20 protein-coding genes are annotated in these 24,053 nt (G+C 66.0%); 7 read left to right on the top strand and 13 right to left on the bottom strand.

Annotated features, from left to right (window positions below; translation table 11 throughout):
- Nucleotides 1-180: 180 nt before the first annotated feature.
- From Q7J58_RS04255 to Q7J58_RS04235, 5 genes are all read right to left on the bottom strand, one after another.
- Nucleotides 181-1,353: an acyl-CoA dehydrogenase family protein gene (locus Q7J58_RS04255; RefSeq protein ID WP_304823898.1), complete on the bottom strand. Its 1,173-nt coding sequence runs from the start codon at nucleotides 1,351-1,353 to the stop codon at nucleotides 181-183.
- Nucleotides 1,354-1,386: 33 nt separating this feature from the next.
- Nucleotides 1,387-3,066 (bottom strand): carboxyl transferase domain-containing protein, encoded by a 1,680-nt coding sequence (locus Q7J58_RS04250; RefSeq protein ID WP_304823895.1) that lies wholly within the window; start codon nucleotides 3,064-3,066, stop codon nucleotides 1,387-1,389.
- Entirely contained in the window at nucleotides 3,059-3,970 is a 912-nt protein-coding gene (locus tag Q7J58_RS04245; RefSeq protein ID WP_304823892.1) for an SDR family oxidoreductase, read from the bottom strand. Before Q7J58_RS04245 ends, Q7J58_RS04250 begins: the two co-directional genes overlap by 8 nt.
- The gene (locus Q7J58_RS04240) at nucleotides 3,967-4,647 is read right to left on the bottom strand and encodes a TetR/AcrR family transcriptional regulator (RefSeq protein WP_304823889.1); all 681 of its coding nucleotides are present in this window, start codon (nucleotides 4,645-4,647) and stop codon (nucleotides 3,967-3,969) included. Before Q7J58_RS04240 ends, Q7J58_RS04245 begins: the two co-directional genes overlap by 4 nt.
- A gap of 168 nt (nucleotides 4,648-4,815) precedes the next feature.
- On the bottom strand, nucleotides 4,816-6,171 hold the full coding sequence (locus Q7J58_RS04235; protein ID WP_304823887.1) for an ABC transporter substrate-binding protein: 1,356 nt from the start codon (nucleotides 6,169-6,171) through the stop codon (nucleotides 4,816-4,818).
- Nucleotides 6,172-6,725: 554 nt separating this feature from the next.
- On the opposite strand from Q7J58_RS04235, the gene Q7J58_RS04230 reads away from it, so the two are divergent.
- The 6 genes from Q7J58_RS04230 (at nucleotide 6,726) to Q7J58_RS04205 (ending at nucleotide 14,094) form a co-directional block, all read left to right on the top strand.
- Nucleotides 6,726-8,390, top strand: a complete 1,665-nt coding sequence (locus Q7J58_RS04230; RefSeq protein ID WP_304823885.1) for a cation:proton antiporter family protein — start codon at nucleotides 6,726-6,728, stop codon at nucleotides 8,388-8,390.
- A complete protein-coding gene (locus Q7J58_RS04225) occupies nucleotides 8,387-9,280 on the top strand; it encodes a universal stress protein (protein WP_304823882.1) in 894 nt (297 codons plus the stop codon). The genes Q7J58_RS04230 and Q7J58_RS04225 overlap by 4 nt, the downstream gene beginning before the upstream one ends.
- 13 nt (nucleotides 9,281-9,293) lie before the next feature.
- Nucleotides 9,294-10,649, top strand: a complete 1,356-nt coding sequence (locus tag Q7J58_RS04220; protein ID WP_304823879.1) for a DASS family sodium-coupled anion symporter — start codon at nucleotides 9,294-9,296, stop codon at nucleotides 10,647-10,649.
- The gene (locus Q7J58_RS04215; protein ID WP_304823876.1) at nucleotides 10,646-12,232 is read left to right on the top strand and encodes a Na/Pi symporter; all 1,587 of its coding nucleotides are present in this window, start codon (nucleotides 10,646-10,648) and stop codon (nucleotides 12,230-12,232) included. The genes Q7J58_RS04220 and Q7J58_RS04215 overlap by 4 nt, the downstream gene beginning before the upstream one ends.
- 141 nt (nucleotides 12,233-12,373) lie before the next feature.
- Nucleotides 12,374-13,312, top strand: a complete 939-nt coding sequence (locus Q7J58_RS04210) for a Tim44-like domain-containing protein (RefSeq protein ID WP_304823873.1) — start codon at nucleotides 12,374-12,376, stop codon at nucleotides 13,310-13,312.
- A gap of 173 nt (nucleotides 13,313-13,485) precedes the next feature.
- A complete protein-coding gene (locus tag Q7J58_RS04205) occupies nucleotides 13,486-14,094 on the top strand; it encodes a hypothetical protein (RefSeq protein ID WP_304823871.1) in 609 nt (202 codons plus the stop codon).
- Between the two features lie 43 nt (nucleotides 14,095-14,137).
- Here Q7J58_RS04205 and Q7J58_RS04200 read toward each other — a convergent pair whose 3' ends face one another.
- Both Q7J58_RS04200 and Q7J58_RS04195 read right to left on the bottom strand, forming a co-directional pair.
- Complete coding sequence (locus Q7J58_RS04200) at nucleotides 14,138-14,314, bottom strand: hypothetical protein (RefSeq protein WP_304823868.1); 177 nt, start codon at nucleotides 14,312-14,314, stop codon at nucleotides 14,138-14,140.
- A 131-nt stretch (nucleotides 14,315-14,445) separates the two neighbouring features.
- Nucleotides 14,446-15,210: an enoyl-CoA hydratase gene (locus Q7J58_RS04195; RefSeq protein ID WP_304823864.1), complete on the bottom strand. Its 765-nt coding sequence runs from the start codon at nucleotides 15,208-15,210 to the stop codon at nucleotides 14,446-14,448.
- Between the two features lie 331 nt (nucleotides 15,211-15,541).
- Between Q7J58_RS04195 and Q7J58_RS04190 the strand changes: the two genes are divergently transcribed.
- Nucleotides 15,542-17,836, top strand: a complete 2,295-nt coding sequence (locus tag Q7J58_RS04190) for a patatin-like phospholipase family protein (RefSeq protein WP_304823861.1) — start codon at nucleotides 15,542-15,544, stop codon at nucleotides 17,834-17,836.
- Between the two features lie 24 nt (nucleotides 17,837-17,860).
- Here Q7J58_RS04190 and Q7J58_RS04185 read toward each other — a convergent pair whose 3' ends face one another.
- From Q7J58_RS04185 to Q7J58_RS04160, 6 genes are all read right to left on the bottom strand, one after another.
- Nucleotides 17,861-18,682, bottom strand: a complete 822-nt coding sequence (locus Q7J58_RS04185) for a thioesterase family protein (protein ID WP_304823858.1) — start codon at nucleotides 18,680-18,682, stop codon at nucleotides 17,861-17,863.
- A gap of 161 nt (nucleotides 18,683-18,843) precedes the next feature.
- The gene (locus Q7J58_RS04180) at nucleotides 18,844-20,052 is read right to left on the bottom strand and encodes an acetyl-CoA C-acyltransferase (RefSeq protein ID WP_304823856.1); all 1,209 of its coding nucleotides are present in this window, start codon (nucleotides 20,050-20,052) and stop codon (nucleotides 18,844-18,846) included.
- Nucleotides 20,049-20,414, bottom strand: a complete 366-nt coding sequence (locus Q7J58_RS04175) for a DUF559 domain-containing protein (RefSeq protein ID WP_304823853.1) — start codon at nucleotides 20,412-20,414, stop codon at nucleotides 20,049-20,051. The genes Q7J58_RS04180 and Q7J58_RS04175 overlap by 4 nt, the downstream gene beginning before the upstream one ends.
- A gap of 181 nt (nucleotides 20,415-20,595) precedes the next feature.
- Nucleotides 20,596-22,995: a 3-hydroxyacyl-CoA dehydrogenase/enoyl-CoA hydratase family protein gene (locus tag Q7J58_RS04170; RefSeq protein ID WP_304823850.1), complete on the bottom strand. Its 2,400-nt coding sequence runs from the start codon at nucleotides 22,993-22,995 to the stop codon at nucleotides 20,596-20,598.
- Between the two features lie 142 nt (nucleotides 22,996-23,137).
- The gene (locus tag Q7J58_RS04165) at nucleotides 23,138-23,578 is read right to left on the bottom strand and encodes a DUF2147 domain-containing protein (protein WP_304823847.1); all 441 of its coding nucleotides are present in this window, start codon (nucleotides 23,576-23,578) and stop codon (nucleotides 23,138-23,140) included.
- Between the two features lie 43 nt (nucleotides 23,579-23,621).
- Nucleotides 23,622-24,053: acyl-CoA dehydrogenase C-terminal domain-containing protein (locus Q7J58_RS04160; protein WP_304823844.1), on the bottom strand; the 432-nt coding region annotated here is incomplete at its 5' end.

Raw genomic sequence — 24,053 nt, 5'->3', positions numbered from 1 at the left:
CCTGTGAGGTGTTGACGGGGGAGCCCCCACCCCAACCCTCCCCCTGAGGGGGAGGGAGAAAGAAGGGCCGCCCTGTCTTCGCCTCATCCCTCTGCGGACGTGGGAGAAATAAGGGCCGTCTTGTCTTAGCTCCCTCCCCCTCTGGGGGAGGGCTGGGGTGGGGGCCCGCATGCAGAGGCATCACTTCACCGGCCGCTTCTGCAAGCCCATGCTTTTGGCCAGAATGCCGAGCATCACCTCGTCGGCCCCGCCGCCAATGGAGGCCAGGCGGCCATCGCGGTACATGCGCGACACCTTGTTTTCCCAGGTGAAGCCCATGCCGCCCCAAAACTGCAGGCAGGTGTCGGGCACCACGCGGTTCAGGCGGCCGGCCTTGAGCTTGGCCATGGTGGCCCATTCGGTCACGTCTTCGCCGGCCACATAGTGTTCGCAGGCCATGTAGGTGAGCGCGCGCAGGCTCTCCACGTCGGCCTTGAGTTCGGCCAGCTTGAACTGCACCCACTGCTGGTCGGCCAGCGTGGCGCCAAACAGCTTGCGCTCGTGCGCCCAGTCCACCGTCCACTGGATGCAGTTGCTCAGGCTCTGCAGCGTGCTGGCGGCGCACCACAGGCGCTCTTCCTGAAACTGCTGCATCTGGTAGATGAAGCCCGCGCCCTCTTGCCCAATGCGGTAGCGCTGCGGCACGCGCACCTCGTCGAAATAGATCAGCCCGGTGTCGCTGCTGTTCATGCCGATTTTTTTGATCTTTTGGCCCACTTCAATGCCGGGCAGCAGCCGACCGTTTTCGCGCATGGGCACCATCACCAGGCTCTTGTTTTTGTGCGCGGGGCCTTCGCTGGTGTTCACCAGCATGCACATCCAGTCGGCCTGCAGGCTGTTGGTGATCCACATTTTTTGCCCGCTGATGACGTAGTCGTCACCGTCTTTGCGGGCAACGGTTTTGATGCCGGCCACGTCGCTGCCCGCCGCGGGCTCGCTCACGCCGATGCAACCCACCATGTCGCCGGCAATGGCCGGCGCCAGAAACTGGGCACGCAGCTCGTCGCTGCCAAAGCGGGCCAGCGCGGGCGTGGCCATGTCGGTCTGCACGCCAATGGCCATGGGCACGCCGCCGCAGTCGATGTGGCCCAGCGCTTCGGCCATGGCCAGGCTGTAGGAATAGTCCAGCCCGGCACCGCCAAAGGCCTCGGGCTTGGTCAGGCCCAACAGGCCCAGCTGGCCCAGGCCCTTGAACACCTCGTGCGCCGGGAAGATTTCAGCCGCCTCCCATTCGTCCACATGCGGGTTGATCTCGTCTTGAATGAAGCGCTTGAGCGTGTTCTGGATTTCGCGGTGTTCGTGGGTGAATTGCATGGCTTGTCTCCGGTTTTTGGGGGAAAAGGCGGTTCACATGCGCGCCACGCCAAACTGCATGGGGCGGGGCTGGTGCGCGGCGGCCTCGGCGCAGGTGTCCAGACAAAAACGCAACACGGCGCGGCTGTCGCGCGGGTCGATCACGCCGTCGTCCAGCACCAGGCCGCTGGTGTAAAACGCATCGGCCTGGCTTTCAAACACGTTGACGATCTGGTCGAACTGGGTTTGCATCTGCGCCGGGTCGGGCGTGATGCCTTTGCGCGCCATGCCGGCCTCGGCCACGATCTGCATGGTGCGCGCGGCCTGCTCGCCACCCATCACCGCCGTGCGCGCGTTGGGCCAGCTGAACAGGAAACGGGGCGCGTAGCCGCGGCCGCACATGCCGTAGTTGCCCGCGCCAAACGAGGCGCCGCATTGCAGGGTGATTTGCGGCACGGTGGCGTTGGTCACGGCCTGGATCATCTTGCTGCCGTGCTTGATCATGCCGCCCTGCTCGCTGTCTTTGCCCACCATGTAGCCGGTGGTGTTTTGCAGGTAAATGATCGGGTGGCCGAGCTGGCACATCCACTGGATGAAGTGCGTGGCCTTGTTGGCGCCAGCCACGTCGATGGGGCCGTTGTTGCCGATGATGCCCACCGCATGGCCACCGATGCGGGCCTGGGCGCACACCGTGGCAGCGCCGTAGAGCGGCTTGAACTCAAGCAACTCGGAGGCGTCTGTGATGCGCAGCATGACCTCGCGCATGTCCACCGGCTCGCGGTGGTGGGCGGGCATGAGGGCCAGCAGGTCTTCGGCGGGGAAGTGAGGATCGGGGGCGCCCCCACCCCAGCCCTCCCCCAGAGGGGGAGGGAGCGAAGAGGCGCCCCCGTCTGGCCCCCTCCCCCTCTGGGGGAGGGCTGGGGTGGGGGCACGCGCAGCCAACTGTCCCACCACCGCCCGCGCCAAGCCCAGCGCCTGCCGGTCGTCTTCCGCCAGATACTCGCCCAACCCCGACACACCGGTGTGCATCTGCGCCCCGCCCAGCTCTTCTTCGGTGGCCACCTCGCCGGTGGCGGCCATCAGCAGCGGCGGGCCGGCCAGAAACGCCCGCGAGCGGCCGCGCACCATGACCACCACGTCGCTCAACCCCGGCATGTAAGCGCCACCGGCTGTGCCCGAGCCGTGTTGCACGGTGATGACCGGCAGGCCCGCGGCCGAATGCCGCGCCAGGTTGCGAAACAGCGCGCCGCCGAGCACAAAGCCTTCCACCTGGTATTTCATGAGGTTGGCGCCCGCGCTTTCCACCAGGTGGATGAACGGCAGTTTGTTTTCCAGCGCCATGTCTTGCACGCGCAAGATCTTTTCCAGCCCGCGTGGCTGGATGGCGCCGGCTTCGATGCCCGAGTCGCTGGCCACCACCATGCAGCGCACGCCGGCAATGAAACCGATGCCGGCCACCATGCCGCCACCGGGCACCGACTTGTCGGGGTCTTTGCTGTCTTGCAGAAAACCGGCCAGGGAACACAGCGGCAGATACGGCGCACCGGGGTCGAGCAGCAGCGCCACGCGCTCGCGCGGCAGCAACTGGCCGCGCTTGTCAAACACCGGTTTCGATTGGGCCGAGGCCTGCGCGGCGCGGTGCTCCAAGGCGCGCAGCTGCGCCACACGGGCCAGCATGGCGTCGCGCCGCTGCTGGGCCTGTGGGCTGTGGGGGTTGAAGCTGGACTCAAACATCCTGGAACACCTTCGGCGTCACATACCGGTGAAACCCATCGAAAGGCTTCACCGCGTCGCGGGTCTGCACCTCAACGGGCGCGGCCACCTGGCCCCAGCCCATGCGCACCTGCGGGCGCGCGCCGTCCACGCGCAACACGCTGCCACTGATGAAACTGGCCGCCGGGCTGAGCAAAAACACAATGGCCGCCGACGTTTCGGCCTCGTTGCCAAAGCGCCCGGCCGGCACGGTGCCGCGCATCTCGCGCAGCATGTCACCAGCCTCGGGCGGGTAGTGGTCCATGCCGCTGGACGCGATGTAGCCCGGCGCCACGGCGTTCACCCGCACGCCGCTGCGCGCCCATTCCAGGGCCGCCGTTTCGGTGAAGCTCACCATGCCCGCGCGCGCCGCGCCGCTGTGGCCCATGCCGGGCATGGAGCCCCACATGTCGGCCACGATGTTGACGATGGCACCGCCATGCGCCTGCATGCTCTGCACATAGCATTCGCGCGCCATCAGAAAGCCGCCGGTGAGGTTGGTGTCGATCACGGCTTGCCAGCCCTTGGCGCTGATGTTTTCCAGCGGCGTGATGTACTGCCCGCCGGCGTTGTTCACCAGGCCGTCGATGCGCCCATGCGCCGCCACGGTGGCGGTGACCACGGTGCGCACCGCGTCTTCCTGGCGGATGTCGCAGGCATGAAAGCTTGCCCGGCCGCCGTCGGCCACGATCTCACCCGCCGTGTCTTGCAGCCGGGCCAGGTTGCGCCCGATCAGCACCACATGGGCACCCAGGCTGGCCAGTTCGTGGGCGGTGCAGCGGCCAATGCCCGAGCCCCCGCCCGTGACCACCACCACGCGCTGCGCCAGCAGGCCGGGTGCAAAAACCGAGCGGTAACCGGCGCTGGCCGGGGTGTTCGCCTTCATGTCGGCTCCTTCAAAAAGAGTTGCAGCGCGGTCTGTGTCAGGTCGTCCAGCGTGGCCTGGCGGGCAGCGTCGTACCACTGCACCGACCAGTTCAGCGCACCAAACAGCATCAGCCGCGCCAACCCCGGGTCGCCCTGCAGCTCGCCGCTGGCGTGCAGCACCTGCAGCACCGGCACCCAGGCGGCTTCGTATTCGGCTTTCAGGCGGTTCACCTCGGTGCGCTGCGCTTCACTGAGCGAACGCCACTCGTAGAGCATGACCGGGATGAAGTCGCTGTCGGGGCCGAGCAGCACCTCGAAATGGCTGCGCACCAGCACCCGCAGGCATTCGCGCGCGCTCAGCGTGCGGCCGGTGCTGGCGGCGTTTTCAGCGGCCGATCTCATCGCCTGGGCCTGGCGCTGCAGCGCGCTGCGCATGCCCTCTTGCATCACCGCGCCCAACAGCGCGGCCTTGTTTTCAAAGTGATAAAACGGCGAGCCCGAACGCATGCCCGCCGCGGCGGCAATGTCGCGCGTGCTGGTGGCCGCAAAGCCTTGCTGGCGAAACAGGCGCGCCGCGGCGTACAGCAGTTCCTGGCGGCGGTTGCCGTCGTCCAGTTCATCAGCGGTTTTTCGGGGGCGCCCGCGCGAGCGGCGCTGGGCATCCAGGGCGGGTGGTTCAGGTGCGGCGTGGCTCATGGGCAAGCACCATAGCAGCCCGCCCTATTTTCAGCAAGCATTTGCTTTGTATAAATACCATGCGCTGTCGCGGTGTGGACAAGCAGGCCCCGGTTTTGACCTTGCTCCCATGCCGGCCCGACAGCCCTGGCCACCCGCACAGGCGGCTGACCCAGCCCCGCCGGTCCCTTACTTCAGGGCTTTCCAGGATTTGTCGATGTCGGCCGTGACGACTTCCAGGTTTTTGCCGCCCGTGTAGTCCAGCATGCCCTTCCAGAACGTTCCAGCACCCACCGCCGCGGGCATGAGGTCAGAGCCATCAAAGCGGATGGTGGTTGCCCCCAGAAGAATGTCCCCCGCCTTGCGCTGCAGGCGGTCACGGTATTTGCGGCGGTCCGCCGCTCGGTGGGGGGTCAGAAAGCCTCCGCGCTCCATCCACGTTTCGTGGGCCTGCGGATGTTGCAGAAACGCCATGAAAGCCCTGGCCGCCTTGCTGTCTTGGGTGATGGTGAACAAGGTACCACCGCCCAGGACGGGGAAGCCCAGCATTTTTTTCACGTACGAAGGGAAGTAGAAAAAGTCTGCCTCCTGCGCCTGGCGCTCGGGGAAAAACGACGAAATGAAGCTGGCTTGGCGATGCATGTAGCAGGCCGGCTGGTTGCCAAACAGGCCGCGGGGGCTTTCCTTGAAGCTGGTGCTGTTCACGGCCTTGGGGCCGCCAGCAACCAGGGCCGGATCGGTTGCGATCTTTCCGTAGGCTTTGATGGCTTCGAGCACCCTGGGGTCGTTGAACGGAATTCTGTTGGTGACCCAATCGTCGTAGACGCTGGTCGGGTGCAACCGAAGCATCATGTCCTCGACCCAATCGGTGGCAGGCCAGCCACTGGCAGCTTCGCTTTCCAGACCAATGCACCACGGCGTCACACCGTCTTTGACCATGCGCTGGGTCAATGCCTCCAACTGCTCCATGGATTGGGGGGCCTTGTAGCCCTTTTCCTCAAACCGCTTCGGGATGTACCAGACCAGGCTTTTGACATTCACATTGAACGCAAGACCATACAGTTCCTTCTTGCCCTGTGCATTCGAGAACTGACCGAGTTCCGCCCAGGATTGCCCGGCGGCATAGGCGCGCTCCATCCAGGCTTGGGTTTTGGCACCCAGAGGCACCATGGCACCCATGCTCGCCAGCTGGGCGGCCAAACCGGGCTGGGGAATGACCGAAATGTTCGTGGATGTCCCGCTTTTTGCGTTGGCGAGGATCGCCTGCTCAGAGCTTTGCGAACAGGCGTGGTGCACCACCGCACCGGTTCGGCGTTCAAACAAGGCGGTGACGCTGCGGAAGTTGTCCCCCTCTGCCCCCGTCCATGGGCAGCTGATGGTCAGGGTTTCGCCTTTGAGCTCGGGACCCTGGTAGTCATCCGCCAGGGCGGGCTGCGCGGCCCAGGCGCAGAGCACCCAAGACAGCAGACAGAAGCTGTGGCCCAGCTTGGTGCGGCGCACCGCTTGCGAACGGAATGAATGCCAAGGGGTGGGGGATCGGTGCATGGTCCGTGTCCTTCAAATCGACAGGGCGTCGGTGTCTGCGCGGCCGTTCTTCAGCAGCAGGTTGGCGCGGGCGGCAACGGCGCGGGCGCACCAGGCGGCCCGATGGAATAGGTTCTGCATGAAGGGTCTCCAGAGGGTAGTGATGAAACTTCTTTCCGGCTGCGGTATCCCGGGAACGTCCGGTAGAAAGCACCAGAAAGCGGTGCCATTCGATCATTAATGCAAACGTTTGCATTTAGCGTAAACCCTGAATTTGTGCGACGTCACGGTTACGTAACAAGGCTTTATCTGAAAAATAACGATTTGAAAAATGAAATGATGCAAACGATTGCAAAAACCCATTCGCGCGCACGATGGGAGCACCAGCGCACAGGCCTCCGAAGCCCGGGGCCGTGGGTGCGATCCCCGCCCGCCGCACCCCACCGTGCCCTGCACGGCAAGCCTCGGTGAGCAGGACAGGCGGCTGACCACCATGGAAAACCCAGGGATGCAAGCCCCACAACCCCCCTGTGGAATACCCCTCACACGGAACACCTCCGAATAAGATGCCCTCCATGCACGGACCCTTCGCAGAATTTGCCATCCTCCTCCTGATCTGCGCTTTGGCGGGCGCCGTGTTTGTCCGGCTGCGCCAGCCGGTGCTCATTGCCTACATCGTGGTCGGTGTGGTGGTGGGGCCGGCGGTGTTGGGCCTGGTCACGGCGCACGACCAGATTGATTTGCTCGCGCAGGTGGGCGTGGCGGTGCTGCTGTTTGCGGTGGGCCTCAAGCTGGATTTGCACCACATTCGCCACATCGGGCCGGTGGCGCTGGCCACCGGGCTGGGCCAGTTGGCGTTCACCATCGTCATTGGTTTTGCCATCATTCTGGCTCTGGGCCGCGACGTGATGGACGCCATTTACGTGGCGGTGGCGCTCACGTTTTCCAGCACCATCATCATCGTCAAGCTGCTGTCGGACAAGCGCGAGCTGGACAGCCTGCACGGGCGCATTGCGGTGGGCTTTCTGATCGTGCAAGACCTGGCCGTGGTGATCGCCATGATGGCCATGAGCGCGCTGCGCGGCACGGGCGATGCGGGCAGCGACACCGGCCTGCTGGACGTGGCGCTGTCGCTGGGCTGGCGGTTGAGCTTGGCGGCGGTGCTCATGTACGTGCTGATGCGCTGGGTGTTGCCAGCGGTGGTGGCGTCCATGGCGCGCTCGCAAGAGCTGCTGCTGGTGTTTGCCATTGCCTGGGGCGTGGCGCTGGCGGCGCTGGGCGAGTGGGCGGGTTTCAGCAAAGAGGCGGGCGCCTTCATGGCGGGCTTTTCGCTGGCGTCCACGCCCTACCGCGAGGCCATGAACGCCCGGCTCACCGGCATCCGCGACTTTTTGCTGCTGTTCTTTTTCATCGACCTCGGGGCCAAGCTGGACTTTTCCACCCTGGGTGCCGAGGTGGTGCCGGCCTTGGTGCTGTCGGCGTTTGTGCTGATCGGCAACCCGCTGATCGTGATGGCCATCATGGGCTATATGGGCTACCGCAAGCGCACCGGCTTCATGGCCGGGCTCACGGTGGCGCAAATCAGCGAGTTCTCCATCGTGTTTGTGGCCATGGGCATCACGCTGGGCCACATAGGCGTGCAGGCGCTGGGCCTGACCACGCTGGTAGGGCTGATCACCATCACCCTGTCGACCTACATGATTCTGTATTCGCAACCGCTGTACGAACGCCTGGCGCCGTGGCTGGGCGTGTTTGAACGCAAGAACCCGTTCCGGGAAATTGCCGCCGAACAACAGCCCGCACAAAGCAACCCGGCCGAGGTGATTGTGTTTGGCCTGGGCCGCTACGGCAGCCGCCTGCTGCTGCAGTTGCGCGCGGCGGGCATCGAGGCGGTGGGCGTGGACTTCGACCCCGAAGCCGTGCGCGAGCTGCAAGGCCGGGGCCTGCCGGTGTATTTTGGCGACGGCGAGGACGCCGACTTTCTGGAAAGCCTGCCCCTGAAACACGCCCGTTGGGTGATCACCAGCTTTCCGCAATGGGAGTCCAACCGCGCGCTGCTGCATGCCTTGCAGGCAGCCCGCTACAGCGGCGAGATCGCGGGTGTGGTGCGCGACGCCGCCCATGGCCGCGCCATGGGCGAAGCGGGCATACAGCGCATCTTCAGCCCATTCGACGACGCAGCCGACCACGCCGCCGAACGCCTGGCCCACGACATTCGCAACAAGGAGCACGCCCCATGAACCCGACGCAACCGATCCTGGCGGTGACCGATTTTTCGCCACTGGCCCGCCACGCCGCCGAGCGCGCGGCCCACCTGGCCCACGAAACCGGTGCGCCGCTCACGCTGATGCACGTGCTGTCGGGCGGTGCCCTGCACAGCCTGCGGCAGTGGTTGGGCACGAGCCACCCGCTGGCCACCCAGCTGGAAGCCGACGCCCAGCAACAGCTCGATCAGCTCGCAGCCGATCTGCACACCGCGCGACACGTCAACGTGCACACGGCGCTGGCCAGCGGCTCGGTGCTGGACGAGATTGGCCTCAAGGCCGACGCGCTGAACGCCGCCCTGCTGGTGCTGGGCGCGCGCGGCGAAGGCTTCTTGCGGCGCCAGGTGCTGGGCTCCACATCAGAACGGCTGCTGCGCCGCACCACCCGCCCCTTGCTGGTGGTGCGACAGACACCCCACGCAGCCTACCGGCGCGCGCTGGTGGCGCTGGACTTTTCGCCCTGGTCGTTGCAGGCGCTGGCGGTGGCGCGCCGCGTGGCACCCCACGCGCAGCTGGTGCTGTTCAACGCCTTTCAGGTGCCGTTTGAGGAAAAACTGCACTTTGCCGGCGTGGACGCCAACACCATCGAGCACTACCGCCAGCAAGCCCGCACCCAGGCCGTGCAGCAGGTGCATGCGCTGGCCGAAAACGCGGGGCTCAAGGCCGGCCAGTGGACGCCGTGCATCGTGGAGGGCGACCCCTCCATGCGCATGGCCCAGCAAGAACTGGCGCTCGACTGCGACCTGGTGGTGCTGGGCAAACACGGTCAGTCGGTCGCCGAAGACCTGCTGCTGGGCAGCGTGACCAAGCACATGCTGGCCGAGGGCAGTGCCGACGTGTTGGTGTCCACGGCCCGTGCCCGCTGACATGGCGCTGCCCATGCCCACCCCCTGGCTGCGCACCCTGGCCTGCGTGGCGCTGGCCGCAGCCGTGCACCAGTCCGTGGCCGGCGCCGATGCCTTGCGCGCCGGCCTGGCCTTGTTCACCCTCATCGGCGCGCTGTGGATGACCCAGGCGCTGCACCTGAGCGTGACCGCCCTGCTGGTGCCGCTGCTGGCGGTGGCGGCCGGGCTCATGGGCATGCGCGAGGCTTTGGCGTCGTTTGCGCACCCCATCATTTTTCTGTTTCTCGGCGGCTTTGCGCTGGCCGCCGCCTTGCAGCGGCAAGGGCTGGACCGCGCCCTGGCCCATGCCGTGCTGCGCCTGGCGGCCGGGCACCGCGCACGCGCGGTGGCGCTGCTGTTTGGCCTGACCGCGCTGCTTTCCATGTGGATCAGCAACACCGCCACCGCCGCCATGGTGCTGCCCATGGCACTGGGGCTGTTGCGCGACGGCGAAGAGCACGAAGCCGATACACCCGGCGGCATTGGCCCGCGCGAGCGCATGTTTGTGCTGCTGGGTGTGGCCTACAGCGCCAGCATTGGTGGCATTGGCACACTGGTGGGCAGCCCGCCCAACGCGATCGCCGCCGCGCAGGCGGGCATTGGCTTTGCCGAATGGATGCGCTTGGGCATCCCCATGGTGGCCCTGCTGATGCCCCTGATGGTGGGCGTGCTGTACCTGGTGCTGCGCCCAAGCTTGGGTGGCCGCATGGTGCTGGTGCCAGAGACTTTTGAATGGACCACCGCCCGGCGCACCACGCTGGTCATCTTTGCCCTCACCGCAGCGGGCTGGATCGGATCCGCACCGCTGGGCCAGGCACTGGGCATCACCGCCGACCTCGACAGCTGGATCGCCATCGCCGCCCTGGTGGCGCTGGTGGCCAGCCGCACGCTCGATTGGGACACCCTGGAACGCCAGACACACTGGGGCGTGCTGCTGCTGTTTGGTGGCGGCCTGGCGCTGAGCCAGGTCATGCAGGTCAGCGGTGCCAGCGCGTTCATGGCGGGTGCACTGGTGAGCGTGGTGCAGGGCGCTTCAGCGCTGTGGCTGCTGCTGGGCGTGATCGCCTTTGTGGTGTTTCTCACCGAGTTGGTGAGCAACACCGCCAGCGCTGCGCTGTTGATTCCGATCTTTCTGGGCGTGGGCCCGGCCCTGGGCCTGTCGGGTCCGCTGCTGGCGGCGGCCATTGCGGTGGGGGCGTCGTGTGCCTTCATGCTGCCCGTGGCCACCCCGCCCAACGCCATCGTGTTTGCCACCAATCTGGTCCCGCAAGCCACCATGATGCGCTGCGGTCTGGTGCTGAACGTGGTGTGCATTGGTGCCATTGCCCTGGTGGCAGAGGGGGTGTTTTGAGCAACGTATGGCAATCGATCAGCCAGTTGGTGGGCGGACTGGGCCTGTTCCTGCTGGGCATGTCCATGATGACCGACGGCCTCAAGCTCGCCGCCGGACCGGCTTTGCACAACATCCTGAGCAATGCCACGCGCACCCGCTGGCACGCCCTGGGGTCGGGCGCCCTGGTCACGGCCATGGTGCAGTCGTCCACGGCCGTGAGCGTGGCCGCCATTGGTTTTGTCAACGCCGGTCTGCTGGGTCTGGCACCGGCGGTGTGGGTGGTGTTTGGGGCCAACGTGGGCACCACCATGACCAGCTGGATCGTGGCCTTGGTGGGCCTGAAATTCAAGGTGGAGGCGCTGGCACTGCCGCTGGTGGGCCTGGGCGCGCTGATGCGGATAACGGGTGAACACCAGCGACGCGGCGCGCTGGGCACGACGCTGGCGGGCTTTGGCCTGCTGTTCCTGGGTATCGGGCTGCTGCAGCAGACCTTTGTGGGGCTGGCCGACCAGGTCAGCTTGCCGCAGGGCACCGACGCGGTTTCGGTACTGGCCCAATTGGGCATCGGGCTGATGATGACGGTGATGATGAAGTCATCCAGCGCGGCCATGACGATCACCCTCACGGCAGCCCAGAGCGGGCTGATTGGCCCGCAGGGGGCCGCCGCCGTGGTCATTGGCGCCAACATTGGCAGCGCGGTCACCACCGCCCTGGTCGGTATTGGCGCCACGCCCAACGCCCGGCGCACGGCCGCCGCGCACGTGATCTTCAACCTGCTCACGGGCACCGTGGCCTTGCTGCTGTTGCCCTGGCTCATTGGCGCCTTGTCGCGCGCGGGCGAATGGCTGGACCTGCCGCACGACCCGGCCACCAAGCTGGCGCTGTTTCACACCACCTTCAACCTGCTGGGCGTGCTGCTCATGTGGCCGCTGGCCGACCGGCTCACGCGTTGGCTCCTGCAGCGCTTTCGCGCGCGCGAGGAAGACGAGGCCCAGCCCCGCTTTCTGGACGACAACGTGCTGGCCGTGCCCACCCTGGCGCTGGACGCGCTGGAGCGCGAGGTCACCCGGTTCGGGCAGCTGTGCGTGCGCATGGCGCGTGCCGCTCTCGGCGGCGCTGCACCGGCCGCGCTGGCCAGCGACCAAACCGTGATGACCCAGCTCGACGCCGCCGTGGAAACTTTTGCCGAGCGCCTGAGCCGTTCGGCCCTGAGCACTTTGGGCAGCGAGCGGCTGGCCGAGCTGCTGCGCATACAGCGCTATTACGAAACCTGCGCCCGCCAGGCGCTGGCCGCCGCCCCGCTGCAACTGCCTGCTGGCGCTGGCGCCGAGCTGGTGGCGCAACACCAGGCCTGGGTGGCCGCCACCCAGGCGCTGCTGACGGCGCACGACGAACACCACCCAGCCGCCACGGCGCTGGACGCCCAAACCATGGAACAGCACTACCAGGCGCTGAAGGCCGGGGTGCTGGCGGCTGCCGCCGCTGGCGTGCTGCCGCTGGCCGACATGGAAGCCCTGCTGGGCCGTTACAGCGCTTTGCGCCGCGCCGTACAGCAAGCCATCAAGGCGCGCGTGCGGTTGCACACCCAAGACCCCTCTTAACGGCCATGCGGGTTTTCCCGGAATTTGCACATCAAAACATCTGCTTTTAACGAAGTTAACATCCCAATTTATCTGCTTTTTAAAGCGTCTTCATTGCGTTAACGTCCAACCCGTTTCAATCCCTTTTCACTGGAGACCTTGATGAAGAAGACCCTTTCTCTGCTGGCCATGGTATTTGCCTTGGGCCTGTCCACCGTGGCCATGGACGCCGAAGCGCGCAAACTGGGCGGCGGCAAGTCGCTGGGCATGCAACGCGACGCCACCCCAGCCAGGGCACCCAATGCAACCCCGGCCCAAACGCCTTCCGCAACCCCGGGCGCGGCTGCCGCAGCCGCACCGGCCGCCGCTGCCGCGTCCAGCCGCAGCAAATGGATGGGCCCCATTGCCGGCCTTGCGGCGGGTCTGGGCCTGATGGCACTGGCTTCGCACTTGGGTTTTGGTGAAGCCATGGCCAACATGCTCATGATCGGCCTGCTGATCGTGGCGGTGCTGGCCGTGGTGGGCTTTGTGATGCGCAAGCGCGCCATGGCCCAGGCCGGCTCCAACGGTGGCATGGCCTACGCCGGCGCTGGCGCCGCTGGGGGTACGCCGCAAACGCGCGCGTACCAATCGGCCATGCCAACCCCCGCCGCGAGCACGGGCGGCTCCATGATTGGCTCCGGTATTGGTTCAGGCATCGGCGCCAACGCCGCCAGCAGCAACCGCATTCCGGCCGACTTTGACGTGGCGGGCTTCGTGCGCAACGCCAAGGTCAACTTCATCCGTCTGCAAACTGCCAACGACGCCGGCAACCTGGACGATCTGCGCCAGTTCACCACGCCCGAGATGTTTGCCGAATTGAAAATGGACCTGTCCGACCGCGGCGCCGCCGAGCAGCACACCGACGTGGTGCGCATCGACGGCGATGTGATCGACGTGGAGGAAAACGCCGACGGCTATGTGGTGAGCGTGCGCTTCACCGGCGAAACCCGCGAGGGTGACAACGCAGCCACCGAAGCCTTCGACGAAATCTGGCACCTGACCAAGCCCCGCCACGGTTCGAGCGGCTGGCTGCTCGCCGGCATTCAGCAAATGCAATAAATCGGTTGACAGGCGATGGTGTGGTTTTTCTGAACCGCCCCCGCCAGACCACACGATGACCCAGGCCCCAGCGCGCAAGCGTTGGGGCTTTTTTGTGGCGGCAACCGCTCTGCCGTCGTGCCCGTGCCGAAGGGCGAACGCCACAGCCGTGCGCGCGGCCCGACAATAGCGCCATGGACACTTATCTCATCATGCTGGCCTTGGGCGTGGGCGCCTACGTCATGAAAAACATCGAACAGCGCCAGCGCATCGGCTTGCTCAGCGGCTACCTTCACAAATACCAGCTGGAAAAGCTGATGGAGCAACTCACCGAAGGCTACCTGCGGGCGCTGGGTGAAAGCGACCCGCAGCGCAGCGAACCCATCTGGCGCATGCTGGTGAGCACCGAGCAGTCGGTGAGCGACCAGCTGGACCGCCTGGCCGCCGACATGGCCCGCATGGGCGACGAGCAGGCCCGCGTGTTGCGCTGGCCGCTGGCGGTGCCCCTGGCCAGCCGCTGGCTGCCCGCAGCCACCTTCGACCTGCGCCGGCTGATGGCGATTCACGCCCAAGGCTTTGCCAGCGCCGTGCAAAACACCGCCGGCCTGGGCCGCAAAGAACAGGCGTTCATGCTCTCTGCCGAGCTGTATCTGTTCCAGCACAGCTGCCACTGGTATTGCCGCTCCAAAGCGGTGGCGTCGGCCCGGTTGCTGGCACGGCACAAAACAGCGCATGCGCAGGTACTGGCGGCGGTGTCGCCGCAGACCCGCGCGGCCTACACCGCGCTGGTGGGCGCGCTGTGAAGCTTGAGGGTTGCTCCCCGTTTCTGGCCCACGGGGAAGCGGATCAATAGGTTCCGTTGCCGCCGTCTTCGGCTGGGTCTGTGGCGGCTTCAACGGCTGGCGCTGAGGGCGCCGGTTCAGGAAAACACATGCGCTCGCCGTTCCATTGCTGGCCGCACCAGCAGAAACCTTCGTCGTTGATGATGCAGGTGCCGGTGCCGCAGCAGCGGGGGTCGTCCATGGTGAAACTCCTGGGGTGAAAGCGGGCGCGGCTACAGGTCCGCAGCCTTGGATGCCAGCTTACGCGGATCGCAAAAACCCGACAGGCCACCCCCTTTGACCGGCGCCCAAACCGACGCCGCGCAGGCCCCATCAAAGCTGCGAAAAGTCGGGCTTGCGGCGTTCCATGAACGCGGTGAAGGCCTCGCGCGCGGCGGGCTCGCTGAGCATGCGGCCAAAGCTCTGGCCTTCTTCGGCCATGGTGGCCATGACCTGCTGTGACTGGCCTTTTTTCATCAGGCGTTTGGTCTCGATGAGCGAGCTGATGGGTTTGGCCGCCAGCTTGCGCGCCACGCTCTGCGCATAGCCTGCGGTTTCGGTGGGCGGCAGCACGCGGTTGACCAGCCCCACCTCCAGCGCCGCCTCGGCCATGAAAGGCTCGCCCAGCAACAGCGCTTCGGCCGCGCGGTGGTAGCCCAGCATCTGCGGCACCAGCAGGCTGGAGGCGGCTTCCGGACACAGGCCCAGGTTCACGAAGGGCATGGAAAACGCCGCGTTGTCACCAGCGTAGACCAGATCGCAATGAAACAGCAGCGTGGTGCCAATGCCCACCGCCGGGCCGCACACCGCAGCGATGACGGGCTTGGGAAACTGGGCGATGCCGCGCAGAAAGCGGAACACCGGCGAGTCGTGTGTGGCGGGCGGGTTGTTCAGAAAATCGCCGATGTCGTTGCCGGCGGTGAACACCGTCTCAACCCCCTGGAACACCACGCAGCGCACCGCGCTGTCGGCTTCGGCGGCCTGCAGCGCATCGGCCAGAGCGCCGTACATGGCGGCGGTGATGGAGTTCTTCTTGTCGGGGCGGTTGAACGTGAGGGTGCAAACGCCGGCTTCGGTGTGGACGAGGATGTCGCTCATGGTCGGTGAAATATCGCTGGATGGAGACGGCCCGCGCCGAACCTTTTCAGGGGTTTGAAGACGGGCCATCGGGAACTGAAAATTGCCAGATCAAGGCTGACGCAAAGCCGTCAGGGCCAGGCGCGAAGCCGCAGACAGTACGCAGGCACGGCATGGCGTTGCAACAACGTCACGGCGGCTTTGCACAAGCCCTGCAAATTACCACGAAAGGCGCGCGCCGTCTGGGTAGGCATGCCCAATGCGGGACACGCCCCCTACACTTTGCGCTGCCGCCAACGGGCTGGCCCGTGGCACCGATTGTTTGACCCCGCTCACCCCAAGCGCACCACCCATGCCAACCGCTCACCCCGTCCAGCACCTGCTGCAACGCCTGTGGCTCCAGATGCTGGCCGCCGCCACGCTGGCGCTGGCCAGCCCGTTGTGGGCCACCGAGCCTGTGCCCCCCGCCGAAGCCGCCACCCGCCCGGTGGTGGGGCTGGTGCTCTCGGGCGGCGGTGCGCGCGGGTTTGCGCATGTGGGCGTGCTCAAGGCGCTGGAGGCCGCGCAAGTACCGGTGGACCTGATCGTGGGCACCTCGATGGGCGCCATTGTGGGCGGCCTGTACGCCAGCGGCATGAGCGCCGACGAGCTGGAGCGCGAAATTCTGGCGGTGGCATGGGGCGACCTGTTTGAGCGCCGCGAGCCGCGCCAGCTGCTGTCGCAACGCCGCAAGGAAGAAGACTTTGAACTCTCGCCGGTGTTGCAACTGGGCTTTCGCGACGGCGAGTTTCGGTTGCCCAGCGGCGCCGTGTCCACCCGATCGCTGGAAGTGCTGCTGCGGCGCTACACCTTGTCCACCCGCCACCTGGCCACGTTTGACGGTCTGCCCACCCCGTTTCGCGCCGTGGCCACCGACATGGAAACCGGCCAGGCGGTGGTGATGGAGCACGGCGACCTGGCCGCCGCCCTGCGCGCCAGCATGTCGGTGCCGGGCGTGTTTGCCCCGCTGGAGGTGGACGGCCAGCTGCTGGGCGACGGCGGACTGGTGAACAACCTGCCGGTGGACGTGGCGCGGCGCATGGGCGCCGACGTGGTGATTGCCGTGAACATTGGCACGCCGCTGGCCGCGCGCGACACGCTCGACAGCGTGCTGGGCATCACCGCGCAAATGGTCAACATCCTGACCGAACAAAACGTGCAGGCCAGCATCGCCACGCTGACCCACAACGATCTGCTGTTGCTGCCGCCGCTGGGCCGCCTCACCTCGGCCGACTTCAACCGGGCACCCGAGCTGGTGAAGATCGGCAACGACTACGCGCACAGCGTGCGCGAGGCACTGCTGCGCTTTGCCGCCGATCCCCCTCGCTACCAGCAATGGACCGCCGCACGCCGCACACGCCTGGAAGCCAACACCCAACGCATCGGGCGCATTGCCAGCGTGCGCTTTGAAGGCGTGAGCGAAGAGCGCGCCGGACGCCTGGCCGTGACCATGGACACGGCCGCCGGCTTGCGCGTGGACGTGCCGCTGATTGAGCGCGACTTGCAAAAACTGGCCGCCACCAGCGACTACGAGCGGGTGGATTACCGCCTGAGCCGACGCGAAGACAGCGGCGAAGAAGACCTGGCGATCCGCCTGCGACCCAACGACTGGGGACCCAACTACCTGCGCGTGGGGCTGGACCTGCGCACCGACTTCCAGGGCCAGGGCGCCTTCAACCTGCGCATCAGCCACAACCGCCACTGGCTCAACGAACGCGGTGCCGAGTGGCGCAACCGCGTGCAACTGGGTGAAACGGTGGGCTTGTATTCGGAAATTTACCAGCCGCTGGACACCGCCAGCGAGCGCTTTGCAGCAGCGTATGTGGACGCGAGCCTTCGCAAGGTGGAGATCTTCAACACCGACGGCGCCGCCCTTGCGCTGGTGCAGCGCCAGGGCATTCAGCTGGGTGCCGACATCGGCTGGTCCATGGGTTTGCTGGGCCATCTGGGTGACATGCGCTTGGGCGTGGTGGCCTCGCAGCGGCGCACCACGCCCGAACTGGTGGCAGGCATCATTCCGAATGACGTGTTGCAGTCGCTGGGGTGGCGCGAACTGGGCCTGCGCGCCGCCGTCATTTCCGACCAGCTCGACTTTGCCAACTTTCCCTCGGACGGCTACCGCTTGAAAGGCGAGGTGGTGGTGGGGCGGCGCAGCTTCGAGGGTCAAAGCAGCAGCAGCTTCACCCGCATGGAAGGCAGCGCCACCGGGGTCAAATCCTGGGGTGCGCACACCATCAACGTTGGCGGGCGGTTCGCACGCGCCAGCCAGGTTCCACCCGGTGCGATCGACGAATATTCGCTCGGCGGTTTCCAGCAACTCTCGGGCTACCGCGTGGGCCAGGTGGCGGGCAACTACCTGCTGTTTGGTCGCCTCACCTACTACCGCCGCTTGCCGCTGCGCGTGGGCGTGGCCCGGGCCCTGTTTGCGGGCGGATCGCTGGAAGCGGGCAACGCCTGGGCGCAAAGCCGCGACATCGGCTTTGACGGCCTGCGCGCCGGCGGCAGCCTGTTTGTGGGCGCCGACACCGGCATCGGCCCGCTGTACCTGAGCGTGGTGAGCGCGCCGCGCGGCTACACCGGTCTGTACCTGTTTCTGGGCCGGCCGTGAGCCCTGGAGGCCACGGCTTCGGACTCAGCTTTTGAAATACACCACCTGGTGGGTGGTGGCCAACAGGTGGCCGGCTTCGTTCCAGAGCTGGGCGGTCTGGTCAAAAAACCCATTGCGAAAGGCCTGCGCACGCGCCTGGCCCAGCACCCAGCCATGGCCCACTTCGGCCAGCTGCGCGGAACCTGCATGGAAATACACCGTCATCGACACCGTGCCCACAGGTACGCGCGTGGCGCGGCGCAGCCAGATGCGTGGAAAAAACACATCGGCCAATGCAGCGAGACCGCAGAGGTCCAGCGAGCGTGGCTGGGTCTCACGCATCCACAGGCGCGAGCGGCTGTCGCTGCCCGTGCCGTCCCAGCTGTTCGGGATCGCCCCTTCGATGGGACGCATCTCGTAGCGCCGGATCCACTCGACCGGTGAAGGCACGGTGTACGGCGGCACCTCGGTCGGGGTTGGAACGGCAGGCATGGGCTCGTCGTCCACACTCCAGGTTTCGCGGCGCGCGGCCGTCACGGCCGACGCGGTCACCACCGTCTCGGTGTCGCCCGATGCGGCGATCTGCGTGAGCGCCATCACCCAGTGCTGGGTCGAGCGGTTGGTGCGCACCGGCTGCGCAGACACCGCAAAAGGGCCGTCGGCCAGGGCGGCACAAAAGTTCACCGTGAGCGACAGCGGCTCGCCCAGCAAGGCGGGATGCAACATCACCGCATGCAGCACGGTGGCCGCCGTGATGCCGCCAAACGGTCCCACCATGTTGGCGTAGGCGGGTGAGGTGGCACCGGTGTACTCACCATCGGCCGTGGCGGTGAGCGCGATGGCTTGGTCAAAAACGTGTGGATTCATAGGAGACAGTGTGCAAACAAAATGGGGAGCCCACAGTCTTCCAAGCGACGCAACCTCCCTGCGCAAGCGAGGTCCCACCCAGGGCACAGCGGAACCGGCTTTGCCGGGCCGCCAGTGCCGCCCCCCTGGGGGGTGACGCGAAGCGGCGCGGGGGGTCACGTCTACACCCGCTCAAAAATGCCCGCAGCGCCCTGCCCCATGCCCACGCACATCGTGACCATGCCGTACTTTTTGTTGTGCCGGCGCAGCGCGTGCACCACGGTGGCCGCGCGGATGGCACCGGTGGCGCCCAGCGGGTGGCCGAGCGCGATGGCGCCACCCATGGGGTTGACCTTGGCCGGATCCAGGCCCAGCGTGTTCATGACCGCCAGCGACTGCGCAGCGAAGGCTTCGTTGAGCTCGAACCAGTCGATGTCATCCTGCGTCAGGCCCGCATTTTTCAGCGCAGCCGGGATGGCTTCCACCGGGCCGATGCCCATGAGGTGCGGCGGCACACCGCGCGACGCGTAGCTCACGAAACGGGCCAGCGGCGTGAGGTTGTAGCGCTTCAAGGCGGCCTCGCTCACCAGGATCAGCGCGCCAGCGCCGTCGCTGGTCTGCGAGCTGTTGCCGGCGGTGACCGAGCCGCGCGCGGCGAACACGGTGCGCAGCTTGGCCAGGCCTTCGAGCGAGGTGTCGGGGCGCGCACCTTCGTCCAGGCTGATGATGCGGCTGCGGGTGGCGACCTCGGCGGTCTCCAGGTTCACGCTGCGGTCGGTCACCTCCACCGGCGTGATTTCGTCGCTGAACTCGCCGTTCTTCATCGCGATCACGGCGCGCTGGTGCGACTGCACCGCAAACGCGTCCTGCGCGTCGCGCGACACCTTCCACTGCTGCGCCACCTTCTCGGCCGTCAGGCCCATGCCGTAGGCGATGCCGTAGCTCTCGACGTCGTCGGTGTTGCGGAAGATGCTGGGTGACAGGCTGGGCGTGTTGCCCATCATCGGCACCATGCTCATGCTCTCGGTGCCGGCGGCGATCATCACGTCGGCCTCGCCGACGCGGATGCGGTCGGCCGCCATCTGCACCGCCGACAGGCCCGAAGCGCAGAAGCGGTTGACGGTGATGCCGCCCACCGAATTGGGCAGGCCGGCCAGGATGGCACCGATGCGCGCCACGTTCAGGCCCTGTTGCCCTTCAGGGATGGCGCAACCGCAGATCACGTCTTCCACGGCCTTCGGGTCCAGGCCGGGCACCTGGGCCATGGCCGACCGCAGGGCGTGGGCCAGCAGGTCGTCCGGGCGCAGGTGCTTGAACGAGCCCTTGTGCGAACGGCCGATGGGGGTGCGGGTGGCGGCGACGATGTAGGCGTCTTGAATCTGTTTGCTCATGGTTTCGCTCCTTGTGCGGTGTCTGGCTCCTTCCCCCTCTGGGGGAAGGCGGGGATGGGGGCAACGCCCGCCAAGCTGTTGAGTTGATGAAGGATGGCGCTCAGCACGCCATCGAGTTTCTGGAACGGTGCGTTGGACGGAAAACGCAGCACGGCAAAGCTTTGGGCCTTGAAGAAAGCTTCCCGTGCCATGTCGTAGGCCTGGTTGTCAACATGCTGCGAGCCATCGAGCTCGACGATGAGCTTCGGCTCTAAGCAGGCAAAGTCAGCGATGTAAGCGCCCAGCGGGTGTTGTCGGCGGAACTTGAAACCCAACTGCTCGCCGCGAAGCCCCGACCAGAGCTTTCGCTCGGCGTCGGTCATGTCCCGTCGCAGGGCACGGGCGTTGACTCTGGCGTTGGGGGTGGCCTGGTTTTGCATGTTCTTCAGTAGGCGAAGAGCCCCCATCCCTGCCTTCCCCCAGAGGGGGAAGGGGTCAAACGGACTCCACCCCTTCCCCCTCTGGGGGAAGGCTGGGATGGGGGCACGCGTACCAACAACATCATCAATTCCGAACCGGCTTGCCCGTGTTCAACATCCCCAGAATCCGCTCCTGCGTCTTCGGATGCACGATCAGCGAGCAAAACGCCTGGCGCTCCAGCGTCATCAGATAGTCTTCGTTCACCAGCGTGCCGGGCTCCACGTCGCCGCCCGTCACCACCCCCGCAATCAGCGAAGCGATGTGGAAATCGTGCTGGCTGATGAAGCCGCCGTCGCGCATGTTGACCAGGCTGCCCAGGATGGTGGCCTTGCCGTCGCGCCCGGCCACCGGGAACAGGCGCTTGTGCGGTGCGCGGTAGCCGCCGTTGAACAGGGCCTTCGCCTCGTTGATGGCGACGAACAGCAGCTCGTCCTTGTGCGGCACGATCACGTCGGAGTGCAGCACGTAGCCGAGCTTGCGCGACTCCAGCGCACTGGTCCCCACCTTGGCCATCGCCGCGGCGGTGAAGCCTTCGGTGAGGAAAGGCAGCAGGTCCTTGCCCGTGGAGGTTTCGGCGTTTTCCGCAGCGCGGCGGGCGATGTAGGTGAGGCCACCGGCGCCCGGCACCAGGCCCACGCCCACTTCCACCAGACCGATGTAGCTCTCCATGTGCACCACACGGCGCGCGCTGTACACGGCCAGCTCGCAGCCACCGCCCAGCGCCAGGCCGCGCACGGCGGACACCACCGGCACGTTGGCATAACGCAGGCGCAGCATGGTCTGCTGCATGAAGCCTTCGGCGTCTTCGATCGCGCTCACGCCCACGGCCATGAAGGCCGGCAGCATGGCCTGCAGGTCGGCGCCGGCGCTGAAGGGCTCGTCGCCGGACCACACCACCAGACCCTGGTATTCCTTTTCTGCCAGATCGATCGCGGCCATCAGGCCTTCGCACACGTCGGGGCTGATGGCGTGCATCTTGGTCTTGATGCTGGCGATCAGCACGTCACCGTCGAGTGTCCACACGCGGATGGCGTCGTTCTCTTCGATGGTGGTGCCCGCGGTTTCGAACTTCGGACCGGCTTCGCCCAGCAACAGCTCGGGGAAGTGCTGGCGCCCATAGACCGGCAGGCTGCGGCGCGCTTCGAACACGCCCTTGGACGGGTTCCACGAACCCTGCGCGGTGTGCACACCACCGGCCTCGGCCACCGGGCCTTTGAACACCCAGTCAGGCAGCGGCGCTTTGCTCAGCGCCTTGCCGGCGTCAATGTCTTCCTGGACCATCTTCGCCACGTCCAGCCAGCCGGCTTCCTGCCACAGCTCAAACGGGCCTTGCTTCATGCCGAAGCCCCAGCGCATGGCCTGGTCCACGTCACGCGCGGTGTCCGCAATGCTGGCCAGGTGCACGGCCGCGTAATGAAAGCTGTTGCGCAGAATCGCCCACAAGAACTGGCCCTGCGGGCCTTCGGCGTTGCGCAGCAGCTTCAGACGCTCGGCGGCGGGGCGCTTGAGCATGCGGCCATAGACCTCGTCGGCCTTGGCACCGGCGGGCACGTATTCACCGCTCTCCAGCTCGTAGCGCAAGATGTCGCGGCCCACTTTTTTGAAGAAGCCGGCCTTGGTTTTCTGGCCCAGGTGGCCCGCGTCGATCAGCGCCTTGAGCACCGGCGGCGTGCCGAAACTCTCGTAGAACGGATCGGTCTCCAGACTCAGGTTGTCTTGCAGCGTCTTGACCACGTGGGCCATGGTGTCCAGCCCCACCACGTCGGCGGTGCGGAAGGTGCCGCTGCTGGCGCGGCCCAGGCGCTTGCCGGTCAGGTCGTCCACCACGTCATAGGTCAGGCCGAAGTTCTCCACCTCTTTCATCGTGGCCAGCATGCCGGCAATGCCGATGCGGTTGGCAATGAAGTTGGGCGTGTCTTTGGCCCGCACCACGCCCTTGCCCAGGCCGCTGGTCACAAAAGCTTCCAGGTCGTCCAGCACCTGGGGTTCGGTGGTGGGGGTGGCGATCAGCTCCACCAGCGTCAGGTAGCGCGGCGGGTTGAAGAAGTGGATACCGCAGAAATGCGGCTTGATGCTTTCGGGCAGCGCCTCGCTCAGCGTCGTGATCGACAGGCCCGAGGTGTTGCTGGCCACGATGGCGTGCGGTGCCAGGAAGGGCGCGATCTTGCTGTACAGATCAAGCTTCCAGTCCATGCGCTCGGCAATCGCTTCGATGATCAGGTCGCAGTCGCGCAACTGCTCCATGTGCTCTTCGTAATTGGCCTGGCCGATCAGATCGGCGTCGCTGGCCACACCCAGCGGCGAAGGCTTGAGCTTTTTCAGGCCATCCACCGCGCGCGTCACGATGCCGTTCTTGGGGCCTTCCTTCGCGGGCAGGTCGAAGAGGACGACGGGCACTTTGACGTTGACCAGGTGCGCAGCAATCTGCGCGCCCATCACGCCCGCGCCGAGCACGGCGACTTTTTTCACTTGAAATCGGTTCATAAATCGGGTTCCTTTGCACGTTATTCGATGTCTGAGTTAACCCAGAGGCACCGCAGAACCGGCTTTGCCGGGCTGCCAGTGCCGCCCCCTGCAGGGGGTCGCGCGAAGCGCGGCGGGGGTGGGTCAAGTTCTGCGGGGACGATCAGTTCATCACCCGAACCCAGGTTTGCGTGCGCCCAATGCCAAACACCGAGCCGCGCACTTCCAGCTTTTTGCCCGCTTCGATGGGTGTCAGGCGCAAGGTGTAGGCCTTGCCGTTTTCGGGGTCCAAAATCTTGCCGCCTTCCCACACATCCTTGCCCTCGGCTTTTTGGGCGCCTCGGATGATTTCCAGACCCAGCACCGGCTTGTCCTTGCGGTCGTCGGTGCACTGGTCGCACACCGCATCCTGTTTGGCTTCTTTGCGCAAGAGCTTGACCACCTTGCCAGACAGCACACCGCCGTTGTCGGCAATGACGATCTCGGACTTGATCTCCTGGGTCTTGTCGTCGATCGAGTGCCAGGTGCCCACTGGGGTGTTCTGGGCCCAGACACCACTGGTACATACCACCAGCAATAACGCACTGAGGGAAGTCTTGATCATGTGAACGCCTCTGAAGATGGATGTGAGGAAGGGAGGAAGCGTCTCAAGCCAATGCCGCGTCGGTATCCATCAGCACCTTGCTGCCCGTGCGCGCGGTACGCATCAGCATGGCGGTTTCGGGGAACAGCTTGGCAAAGTAGAAACGCGCGGTCTGCAGCTTGGCCACGTAGAACGGGTCGGTGTTGCCAGCGGCAATTTCACGCAGCGCCACCTGCGCCATGCGGGCCCAGAAATAGCCAAACACCAGGTGACCGGCCACGCGCAGGTAGTCCACGGCGGCGGCGCCCACTTCGTCGGCGTTCTGCATGCCCTTGAAGCCCAGTTCCATGGTGAACTTGGTGATCTGCTCACCCAGCACCGCAATGGGGTTGATGAACTCGGCCATCTTTTCGTTCACGCCTTCTTCCTGCACCAGCGCGCCCACCAGCTTGCCGAACTTCTTGAGCGTGGCGCCGTTGTTGCCCAGCACCTTGCG

The sequence above is a fragment of the Hydrogenophaga sp. genome (assembly GCF_030656115.1).
Classification (GTDB): domain Bacteria; phylum Pseudomonadota; class Gammaproteobacteria; order Burkholderiales; family Burkholderiaceae_C; genus Hydrogenophaga.
This window is presented reverse-complemented; position numbering and strand designations above follow the sequence as displayed.